Raw genomic sequence first — 11,039 nt, forward strand, 5'->3', positions numbered from 1 at the left:
CGACTGGTTCAACCACCGCCGGCTGCTGGAGCCTATCGGCAACATCCCGCCAGCCGAAGCCGAGGAACGCTACTACGCCATGCTGGAAGAACCAGCCATGGCCGCATAACTTAAACCAAACGGCCTCTGGCAAACCCGGCGCGGTTCACCTTTCCAAGTCCGTCCTGGTCGTTGCGAATTGCTGCCAACGCCCCCAGTACCGCGCAGAACATGATGACGTAGATCACATAGGTTCCGATTTGATCCACCTTATTTCCTCCAACTGATCTTCGCTTAAAGCGAATTGACCAGCTTTAGTGTAAAGTGAAGCCACACAACACCACATGATTTTGACGACTTCAATCGTATTTGCGCACATTTTATGAGGCTAAGAGTGGGAGTTAGTGATTTTGTAAAGGTAAATTGACTAGTTTGCGGCTCGCGGGCCGTCGGGGGCCTGGGTTGTTTGGAGGAAGCAATGTTTGTCAGGACCGCAACTGCAAGGAATATGGTGGGGATCGTCGCTGCCGGAGTCGTAACAACGGTCGCCACCGCCGGAGTTCTACTGGGACTGTCCTACAAGGCGCTTGAAAGGCACTCTATTTCCGAAATGACGACGGTCGCCCATGAGAGCGCCGGAAGGGTACAGGCGGTCTTTGCGCGAGCGGAAAGTCTAGCGAATCAGGCGAGTTCGGCGATTGCTGCCATTCAAGACGGTCCTGAGCCGAATCGGGAGTTGGTGACCCGAGTGTTCTCTCGAATGATCGCGGAAAATGAATTCGCACTCGGTTTGAGCACTTGTTGGGAGCCAGGCGCTTTTGACGGCAGAGATAAAGCCTTTGTCGGCACGACGACCTCCGACGGGACCGGCCGGTTTATCCCCTATTTCGTGCGGGCAAAGGGAGAGGTGAGCGTGACGCCGCTTGTCGATTACGACAAGCCTGGCGCGGGCGACTGGTATCTAGTGCCCAAAAGCACCAAGCAGCGGCTCCTTATGGAGCCGTATACCTATTCTATCGACGGGGCGGACGTCCTGATGACGTCGTTTATGGTCCCACTCGTCAAGGGTGACCAATTTCTTGGTACGGTTGGGGTAGATTTGGCGCTGGACGCGCTTGCGAGCGATCTCTCAACTCTTCGTCCACTAGGAAGCGGACACGTCGCGCTTGTTTCGGCTAGTGGGATGATCATCAGTCACTCCAATCCTGCCGCGCGCGGCAAGAGCCTTGAGGCAGCGGGTCTGGACGCGCAGGGTTGGCGCGAAATAATCGCCCACCCTGGCGTGACTGGCGTCCTGCCGGGCGCGGATGGCAGCGGTCCTGACGTGGCCCTGGCCGTTCCTGTCGATCTTCTGCCTGGGACGACTTGGTACGCCGTCGTCGTGGTGCCAAACGCCGTACTTTATGCGAGCGTTCAGACCCTGGCCATTACGTCGTTTGCCATAATCGCCATCGCGGCCGTGCTGCTTGTTACGATCGCAGCGGTGCTGGCAGGCCGGTTCCATCGGCGTTTGAGCCGGGTAATCGCCGCGACCGCCGACATTGCCGCAGGGCGAACGGTTGGGGAGCTGGCTGATTCCCTTTCGCAAGACGAAATCGGTGAAATGGCTCGAGCGCTCGGCGTTTTGGAAAGCGCTGCACGCGCGAAAGATTCTCTGGAACGGCAAGCAGAGCAGAACCTCGCAAGAGAGGATGAAGAGCGGCAGGCGCGGAGCGCGGAAGCGGAAATGCGGGAGAAGCAAACGCGCTCGGCGGTGACCCTGCTTGGTGATGCGCTTCACGCACTGGCTGGGGGCGACACGACATGCCGGATTGGTGAGCCATTTGCGGGAAGCCTCGACGAAGTGCGGCAGAGTTTCAATGCATCTGCGGAGAAGCTCCAGGCCGCGCTAAATTCGGTGGGAAAGAACGCCCACGCGATCGCCGCGGGCACTTCGCAAATCAGCAGCGCTGCGGACGACCTCGCGAAACGCACTGAACAGCAGGCAGCCTCGGTCGAGCAGACGGCTGCTGCTGTCGAGGAAATCACCTCTTCGGTCCGTGACACGACAAAACGTGCGGAGGAGGCTGGCATGCTTGTCGAAACCGCACGCGCTAGCGCCGAGCGATCCGGGGCGATAGTTCAGCGAGCCGTCTCGGCGATGGGCGAAATCGAAACGTCGTCTCGCGAGATATCGAACATTATCGGCGTAATTGACGATATCGCGTTCCAGACGAATCTCCTTGCATTGAACGCGGGCGTTGAAGCGGCGCGGGCCGGCGAAGCTGGAAAAGGGTTCGCCGTAGTAGCTCAGGAAGTCCGGGAACTCGCACAACGTTCTGCCTTGGCAGCACGCGAGATCAAGGCGCTGATCGCCCGCTCGAGCGATCAGGTTAGCGCCGGCGTCGATTTCGTCGGTGAAACCGGCGCTGCGCTGACAGACATTGCCAGCCAGGTGCAAGAGATAGATCGTCACGTCGCAGCGATCGTGCTCGCGGCGAGGGAGCAATCGACATCGCTCCACGAGATCAGCACATCAGTGAATTCGATCGATCAAGGGACGCAACGCAACGCTGCCATGGTGGAAGAACAGAACGCTGCGGCTCATTCTCTGATGTCTGAGGTCAGATCGCTGAACGACCTGCTCGCACAGTTCAGACTTGATCGCCTTCCTACGTCAACCGCACTGCGTTTCGTGGCATAGTTCAATGACCGAGCGCGCCGCTCCGTTGCACGAACTCCACCGACGATTTCGGATCGCCGGTGGAGCAAATTTCCCACAGATAGCCACGAAACCCTGCGACTTTGATAGGTGTTGACCTCGTAAATTTGCAGAATTTGCCACAACGTTCCCACAAAATACGTTGACATCCGTGGAGATCGGCCACAAAGTCCCCCTCAAGAGCGCGACAAGCGCCGATTTAGGTAGCCAACCAATAAAGGGGTTCGATATGTCAAACTGGAGAAGAGTCTTTCAGGTGGTCGGTTTTGGAGCTGCATTGCTCACGGCCACGCATTCCTACGCTGTGGAATCGCCCGATCCGATCAAGCTCACGCTTAACGACTGGTCGGGCCAGCTTCTTTCAACCAAGATAATGGGCGGCGTGCTCAAAGCGGCCGGCTACAATGTTGAGTATGTTCAAGCCGACTACCTCGCTCAGTTGACCGGCATGCAGTCGGGAGACCTGGACGTCGCTATGGAAATCTGGGCCACCACGGCTCGTGACGCGCTGGAGGCCGCCGTCGCGACTGGCAAGGTGGTCAACCTGGGCGAGACCGGAATGGTTGCCAAGGAAGAGTGGTGGGTTCCGGAATACATGATTGCCAAGTGCCCCGGCCTTCCGGACTGGAAGGCTTTGGACAAGTGCGCTGACCAGTTTTCGACCCCGGAAACCGCGCCCAAGGGCCGCTATCTCGGCGGGCCGGTGACTTGGGGTGGATACGATGAGGAACGGATCGCCAATCTGCCGATCAACTTCGACGTGATTCACGCAGGTACCGATGCGGCGCTTTACGCCGAGTTGGACGCCGCATATGCCAAGGAGGAACCGATCGTCCTGTGGGTCTACTCGCCGCACTGGGTGCCAATCAAGTACAAGGGCGAATGGATCAAGTTCCCGCCGTACACGCCGGACTGCTATGCCAGCAAGTCCTACGCGTGCGCGAAGCCGAGCGGGCCGGTTTGGAAGGCTGCCTGGGTCGGACTGGAGAAAAAGTGGCCGGGCGCGGCAAAGGCTGTGAAAGCGTTCCATATCACCAATGAGGACATGGGCGAGCTTATCAAGCGCGTGGACGTCGATGGCGAGAACCTCGATACAGTGGCTGCGGATTGGCTGAAGACCCACGAAGACACGTGGAAGCAGTGGCTTAACTAAGCCCGACGCGCGTGCGCGTTCACGCGCACGCGCCCCCGAATCCATCCTAAAATTATTTTAAACCGGGAGTCTGTCATGGCCGGTTCGATGATCACCTGTGAGAACGTGTGGAAGGTCTACGGGCCGCCCTACGTTCCGGGAGAAGAGCCCACCGACGCGCACGTCGTAGCCCTCAAAGCCGCGAACTTTACGATCAAAAAAGGCGAATGCTTCGTCATTATGGGCCTTTCCGGATCGGGGAAATCGACCCTGGTTCGGTGTCTCACCCGGCTGATAGAGCCGAGCGAAGGCCGCATTAACGTCGCGGACAACGACGTCACCGGTGCGAGCCCGAAACAGCTCATGGAAATCCGCCGCAAGGTGATGGGCATGGTCTTTCAGAACTTCGCTCTACTGCCGCATCTTACCGTTCTGGAAAACGTGGCGTTTCCGCTTTCGGTTCGCGGCGTCGATATGAAAACCAGAACCTCGAAAGCACGCGAACTTGTAAAGACCGTCGGACTTGCCGGCCGCGAGAACCACTTTCCGTCCGAACTGTCGGGAGGCCAGCAGCAGCGCGTCGGCATCGCCCGCGCACTATCCTCTGAACCTGAAGTCCTTTTCATGGATGAGCCGTTCTCGGCGCTGGATCCGCTTCTGAGACGTGAACTGCAAGATGAATTCATCCGCCTCAGGCACGAGTTGAAGAAGACCGTCGTCTTCATCACACACGACTTCGATGAGGCGATCCGACTGGCAGATCGCATCGCGATCATGCGCAATGGAGAAATTCTGGAGATAGGGACGCCAGAGCAGCTCGTGATCCACTCCAAGCACCCTTACGTCACGGAATTCACCCGGCATTGCGACAGATCAAGCGTGCTGAGGGCAAGGACACTTGCACGACCGCTCCGGGCGAATTTCGAACCATCGGTCAGCGTCGATGGAAACGAGCTGGTCGCGGATGTCGCCGCGAAGGTTCTAGGGGGGCGTGAGGACGCCGGCGTCCTGGTTGACGGTAAGCTGACAGGGATCCTGACCAAGGGCGACGTAATCGCCTCCCTTACTGGCAAGCCAATTGAGCTTGAGGCGGTCTGATGACGATGGCAGTTAATTCATCCGCCCCGGAGGGGCGGGTCCTACGGGTCCCGCTTGCGACCATCTCGTTCTTGCTGTTGGCAGGCTCGTTCTTTCTTCCTGCCGCGATAAAAACCTATCCTCGCGAGTACGTCGTGCCGTTTTCCGGATGGATCCAGTCGGCAATGGCCTGGCTTACGCAGGATGCTCCACAGATTTCCGGTTTGCCGCCGATACGCGTGATGACACGTGCGATCGCCGCGATGCTCGACGCCCTACTCAATGCCGTACAGGGCATTATCGCTACGGGTTTCCGCTTTACACCCGGCGACGGAGCGCCGGACATCGCGCCTCTACCCTGGTTCGCCGTCACGACGATTTTCCTTGTAGTCGCATATCGGCTCCGCGGTCGCCCGCTGGCGCTCGTCACGGCGCTTGGCCTGGGATTCATCCTGATCACCGGAAACTGGGCGTCGTCTATGGTGACTTTGTCGTCGGTACTCGTCGCAGCGTTCATTTCGGTCGTTTTCGGGCTCCTGCTCGGTATCGTCGCTTACCGTGTCCAATGGTTTGCGCGGCTCATTTCACCGGTGCTCGACCTGATGCAGACAGTACCCGTCTTCGCATATCTGGTTCCGGTTCTGATCTTGCTCGGCTTTGGTCCGGCGTCGGCGTTGGCAGCGACCATAATCTATTCGATGCCACCGATGATCCGAAACACCGTTCTGGGGCTGGGGCGCGTTCCACCGGAAATCTCGGAGTTTGGGTCGATTGCAGGCTGCACTGAGAGGCAGCTCATCTTCAAGGTTCTTGTTCCATCGGCGATGCCATCGATCATGGTTGGCGTAAATCAGGTTGTGATGATGACGCTCAACATGGTCATCATCGCGTCCATGATTGGGGCCGGCGGCCTGGGCTTCGACGTGCTTACCTCGCTGCGCCGACTGGATATCGGTACGGGCATGGAAGCGGGCCTTGCAATCGTCGCACTCGCCATCCTGCTCGACCGGTTTTGCCAGGCGTTCGTCACAAGAGCTCGTGAACATCACCACGATGATCAACGCTCCTTTTGGGTCAACAATTGGGGCTGGGTCATCGTCACTGCCGTGGCAATCGTCGGCTACATCATCGCCGTCGCACTACCGAGCGCGACCTCATTCCCTGTGTCTTGGGTGTTCACCGCAAAGCAGCCACTCAACGAGTTTGCTCGCTGGCTCACCTTCAACCTGTCTACACCACTCGACGCGTTGAAGAATGCGATACTCCTCAACGTGATGGTTCCTGTGCGCATCTTCATGCTCGGGCTCCCATGGTTTGCACTTCCGCTGCTCGCCGGGGTTGCCGCATGGCGCCTGTCCGGACCCACGCTTTCCGCGCTCGTGTTCGTTCTGATGTCCGCGATTTTCATGGCTGGTCTTCAGCAGCCGGCGATGATGACAATCTACCTCTGCGGAATAGGAACGGTCCTCTCTTTGCTTATCGGCTTCCCACTGGGAGTGCTGGCCGCTGTAAACGAGAGAGCTCATCAAGTGTTGAACGTCGTCTGTGACACGCTCCAGACGCTGCCGACCTTCGTGTACCTGATACCCGTCGTGATGCTCTTCAAAGTCGGAGACTTCTCCGCGCTGGTGGCGATCGTCGCTTTCGCTATCGTGCCGGCCATTCGATATACGGATTTCGGCATACGGCATGTGAAAGAGCATTTCGTCGAAGCGGCGGTCATGAGCGGCTGCACGCCGACCCAGACTTTGTTCAAAGTCAAGATTCCTCTGGCCGTGCCGGAAATGCTGCTTGGTTTGAGCCAGACGATTGTCATGGCGCTTTCGATGCTCGTCATCACTGCATTGGTGGGTACCCGAGACCTTGGTCAAGAGACCTATATCGCACTGACCAAGGCCGACGCCGGACGTGGCGTGGTGGCGGGGCTGGCCATCGCTTTCATCGCGATCGTCGCGGAGCGGCTCATAGTCGCTTGGCGGCTGAAATTTTCCAAACGGCACGCGGCCTGAACCGCCTTGCCTGAACACCATCGACATCTCATTGGAGGCTAATCATGTCGAAAACCTTTGACCAGCACTATCGGATCGTCATCATCGGCGGCGGTGCTATTGGTTGCTCGCTTGCGTACAATCTTTCTCGCCGCGGTGAGAAGGACGTGATCGTTCTTGAGAAATCGCAGATCACCAACGGCTGCACCTGGCACGCGGCAGGTCTCGTCGGCCAGCTCCGCGGCAAGAAGAATCTCACCAAGTTGATGCAGAACTCTGTAGCGGTCTATGATCGTCTTGAGGAAGAGTCCGGTCTGACCATCGACTGGAAGAAGGTTGGCTCCCTCCGCCTTGCCTCCTCGGAAGCCCGTTGGAGCGAAATTCGCCGTTCGATGACGCTCGCAAAGAGCTTCGATTTCGAATGCCACTCGCTTTCTGCCAAAGAGGCCCAGGAACTCTTCCCATACATCGATCCGGAAGGCGTGGTCGGCGCCGCCTTCATTCCGTCGGACGGCTACATCGACCCCTACGCGTTGACGCACGCTTACGCGGCCACGGCTCGTAAGAACGGCGTCAAGATCCAGGAAGGTGTCACGGTCACCGAATTCATCAAGGAAGGACGCCGCGTTGTCGGCGTCGCGACCGACCATGGTACGATCGGCTGCGACATCATCGTCAACTGCGCCGGTCTGTGGGCCAAACGCATCGGCGACATGGCCGGTGTTCCGCTCGCCGCCGGCGTCGTTGAGCACCAGTATTTCCTGACTGAAAAAAAGCTCGACCTACCGAAGAACCTTCCAACTCTGCGCGATCCGGACAAGAACTTCTACCTCAAGCCGGATGTCGCCGCCTTTGCGATCGGCGGATGGGAGGACGGCACGAAGGGATGCTGGCGCTCCAAACCACCGTTCGAATTTGGACGTGAACTCTTCCCGGAAAACATGGATCGATTGGAACTGTTCGCGCTGCCTTGCGCCGAGCGTCTTCCTGTCCTCAACGAGGTTGGCATCCAGACCGTCATTAACGGCCCGATTCCGGCCTCGGCCGACGGCGAGCCGATCATGGGCCTGGCTCCGGAACTCGACAACTTCTTCGTCGCATGCGGCTTCACCGCCGGGATCGCGGCCTCCGGTGGCGCCGGTGAGGCAATGGCGAATTGGATACTTGACGGCGATCCGGGGATGGATCTGTGGTCCTTCGACGTGCGCCGCTTCGGCGCTCCGCACAGCCAGGGTCGCTACCTCGAGGAACGTGCAATCGAAGCCTACGGAAATTACTACAAGATCCATTGGCCGGCCGAAGAAAACCAGGCCGTGCGCAATCTGCGCCTCTCGCCGTTCAAGGCTCAGCTTGAAGCGTCCGGTGCAATCTTCGGAAGCCGCTTTGGTTGGGAGCGAGCCAACTGGTTCTCCCGTCCATCCGACGACAAGTTTGACAAGCCGAGCTTCGAAGGAAAGCCGAACTGGTTCGATGCGGTTGGAGCCGAGTGCGAAGCTATTCGCAACCGCGTCGTCCTGATCGACCAGTCGTCGTTCTCGAAGTTCGAAATCACTGGAAAGGGCGCGCAGGCAGCACTTCAGCGCATCGCTGCAGCCGACATTTCCGGGGCGCCGGGCAAAGCCGTCTACACCCAGCTTTGTAACGAAAACGGCGGAATCGAATCCGACGTCACCTTCATGCATCTGGACGACGAGAAGTTCTTGCTAGTGACCGGCTCGGCGTTCGGCGTGCGCGACAGCGCCTGGGTGCGCCAGCATCTGCCCGAAGGCGTGACCATCCGCGACGTGACCGGCAGCTACGCCGTTCTCAACATCTGCGGTCCGAAGTCGCGCGAGGTGCTTCAGAAGGTCACGGACGACGACGTTTCCAACGACGCGTTGCCATTCTTCGCGGTTCGCACGATCGAAATCGGCTATACCCGCGCTATCGCGGCCCGTGTCGGCTACGTCGGCGAGCTCGGCTATGAACTCTACATTCCGATCGAATACGGCGCGCATGTCTACGACACGCTTTGGACGGCGGGCCAGGAGTTCGGCATTCAGAACGCCGGCTATCGCGCCATCGACTCTTGCCGCATGGAGAAGGGCTATCTCTACTGGTCCGGCGACATCACGCCCGACTACAACCCTTACGAAGCGGGTTTGGGCTTCTGCGTGGCGTTGGACAAGCCGGATTTCATCGGGAAGCAGGCGCTGGAAAGGATCAAGGCTGAAGGTGTCACGAAGCGCCTGTGCTCGTTCACCGTCGAAGGCTTCGCACCATTCCATGGAGGCGAGGCGATCATCCTCGATGGCAAAGTCGTGGGACGGACCACAAGTACGGCCTATGGCCATTCGATGAAGAAGACTATCGCTTTCGGCTACCTCGATCTCGAGAATGCCTCCGCTAAGTCCTTCGAAATCGAAGCTTTTGGAAACAGCTACGATGCAGAGCGAGGCCCTCGTTGCCTTTATGATGCAAAGATGGAGCGTCTCAAGGCCTAAGCCACGCGGGAGGAGGTTCTATGAAAATGAAAGGGGAACAACCGGACATGGAACGAGTGCAAAAAATCGTCGAAGGCCTTCCGGAAAAGTTTCGCGTACAGACGGTCACCCGCTTGGGAGGCATGACCAATGTCGTCTACCACGTCGAGACCGACAAGGACGAACTATGCGTGAGAATACCGGGGGTCGGCACCGAGGCCTACATCAATCGACGTTACGAGGCTCGCGCGGCAAGGGAGTCCGCGCGAGTAGGGGTTAGCGCCCCGGTGCTCTTCTTCAACGAAGTAAGCGGTGAGAGCGTCACGGCCTTCATAAAGGGTGCTGTGACGATGTCGCCGGAAGAGTTCGCCAGTCGCGAGGGTTCGGCGTTTCGGGCGGGCGAGGCATTCAAACGCCTGCATAGCAGCGACGCCACGTTTGAAAATCGATTCGACGTCTTTACGCTCATTGACGAGTACATGGCCTACCTTGCGACCAAGGATTCCACTGTGCCCGACGGATATCGCGAGGCCCTGGCCTCGGCCGAGCAGGCACGTTCAGCCCTCAACGCTAAGCCACTGCCGCTGGCGCCCTGCCACTGCGACCCTCTCAGTGAAAACTTCCTCGACGTCGGTGATCGGATGTGGATCGTCGACTGGGAATACTCGGGCATGAACGATCCCTTGTGGGACCTGGGAGATTTCATAGTCGAGGCCAGCCTCTCGGAGGAGAAGGAAGGCGAGCTGCTCAACGCCTATTTCGGCCGTCTCCCAACCGACGCGGAGTATGGACGGATAGTCATCTACAAGGCCTTGTGTGACTTGGTCTGGACCTTATGGGGCCTCATCCAGCATGCAAACGACAACCCGGCGGAGGACTTCTGGGCCTACGCGATGCATCGCTTCCAACGATGCACCGCGTTGATGGCCACCGCCAACTATAGCTCCGCAGTCGCGGCGGTGGCCCAGGCTTGATGCTCAGACGGCGCCCCGATCAGCGAAAGGCGATCGGGGCGAGAGCTTTAATTTATTCGCCGGCGTTGCTTCCTACCAACCTTGGACCGTTGCCCGCACGCGCGACGGCGGGAATGCGTCCGCGCGGGCATCAGTTGTGGGACGCGTGCGCGTGTCATTGAAAGCCGTCGATGATCCTATTCGGCATACATGAGATCGCGAAGCTTTTCGCGTCGCTTGGCGCTGAAGGATTCGGCACATCTTTACGAGAGCTTATCGCCAGCAGAGTAGATGTTGGTCACTGCCTGCTTGTGACCTCATCCTTCATCGGCGATCTGACGGTTCTCTATCGCGGCCCGGAGGGTACGCCCGGCGTGTCCTCGGGCGACCTGAATGAATTGCTTGATCTCGCTCGCACCAGGGGTGAGGGAGATCGAGTCATTTCGCGCCCAGACAGCGGAATCCTTATTTTGGAAACGTCGCCTCAGTGCACCGTCGTCCGGTTCAAACCCTCCGACCCCCCTCCGGAATATATTGCCTATACGATGTCGCTGTCAGCGCAGTCGACGGCGACCCTCATTTTAGGTTTGGACGAAAGTCTGAACCGCGCCGGGTTTGCCAGAGGCCGTTTGGTTTAAGTTATGCGGCCATGGCTGGTTCTTCCAGCATGGCGTAGTAGCGTTCCTCGGCTTCGGCTGGCGGGATGTTGCCGATAGGCTCCAGCAGCCGGCGGTGGTTGAACCAGTC

Annotated in this window: 8 protein-coding genes; 7 read left to right on the forward strand and 1 reads right to left on the reverse strand. The window is 58.7% G+C overall.

Going from position 1 to position 11,039, the window contains the following annotated elements:
- Positions 1–110: 110 nt before the first annotated feature.
- Positions 111–248, reverse strand: a complete 138-nt coding sequence (locus AB4136_RS33160) for a hypothetical protein (protein WP_441932315.1) — start codon at positions 246–248, stop codon at positions 111–113.
- A 209-nt stretch (positions 249–457) separates the two neighbouring features.
- On the opposite strand from AB4136_RS33160, the gene AB4136_RS33165 reads away from it, so the two are divergent.
- The 7 genes from AB4136_RS33165 (at position 458) to AB4136_RS33195 (ending at position 10,930) form a co-directional block, all read left to right on the forward strand.
- Positions 458–2,662, forward strand: coding sequence for a methyl-accepting chemotaxis protein (locus AB4136_RS33165; RefSeq protein WP_047627415.1), 2,205 nt, complete (start codon positions 458–460; stop codon positions 2,660–2,662).
- A gap of 247 nt (positions 2,663–2,909) precedes the next feature.
- The gene (locus tag AB4136_RS33170; RefSeq protein WP_047628735.1) at positions 2,910–3,833 is read left to right on the forward strand and encodes an ABC transporter substrate-binding protein; all 924 of its coding nucleotides are present in this window, start codon (positions 2,910–2,912) and stop codon (positions 3,831–3,833) included.
- A gap of 75 nt (positions 3,834–3,908) precedes the next feature.
- On the forward strand, positions 3,909–4,910 hold the full coding sequence (locus AB4136_RS33175) for an ATP-binding cassette domain-containing protein (protein ID WP_441932316.1): 1,002 nt from the start codon (positions 3,909–3,911) through the stop codon (positions 4,908–4,910).
- Positions 4,910–6,898: an ABC transporter permease gene (locus AB4136_RS33180; protein ID WP_052227456.1), complete on the forward strand. Its 1,989-nt coding sequence runs from the start codon at positions 4,910–4,912 to the stop codon at positions 6,896–6,898. Before AB4136_RS33175 ends, AB4136_RS33180 begins: the two co-directional genes overlap by 1 nt.
- A 44-nt stretch (positions 6,899–6,942) precedes the next feature.
- Complete coding sequence (locus AB4136_RS33185) at positions 6,943–9,360, forward strand: GcvT family protein (RefSeq protein ID WP_047627411.1); 2,418 nt, start codon at positions 6,943–6,945, stop codon at positions 9,358–9,360.
- Between the two features lie 20 nt (positions 9,361–9,380).
- On the forward strand, positions 9,381–10,313 hold the full coding sequence (locus AB4136_RS33190) for a phosphotransferase (protein WP_047627409.1): 933 nt from the start codon (positions 9,381–9,383) through the stop codon (positions 10,311–10,313).
- Positions 10,314–10,483: 170 nt separating this feature from the next.
- On the forward strand, positions 10,484–10,930 hold the full coding sequence (locus AB4136_RS33195) for a hypothetical protein (RefSeq protein WP_441932319.1): 447 nt from the start codon (positions 10,484–10,486) through the stop codon (positions 10,928–10,930).
- Positions 10,931–11,039: the final 109 nt, after the last annotated feature.

It is taken from the genome of Mesorhizobium sp. 2RAF21 (assembly GCF_052115345.1).
Lineage (GTDB): Bacteria > Pseudomonadota > Alphaproteobacteria > Rhizobiales > Rhizobiaceae > Mesorhizobium > Mesorhizobium terrae.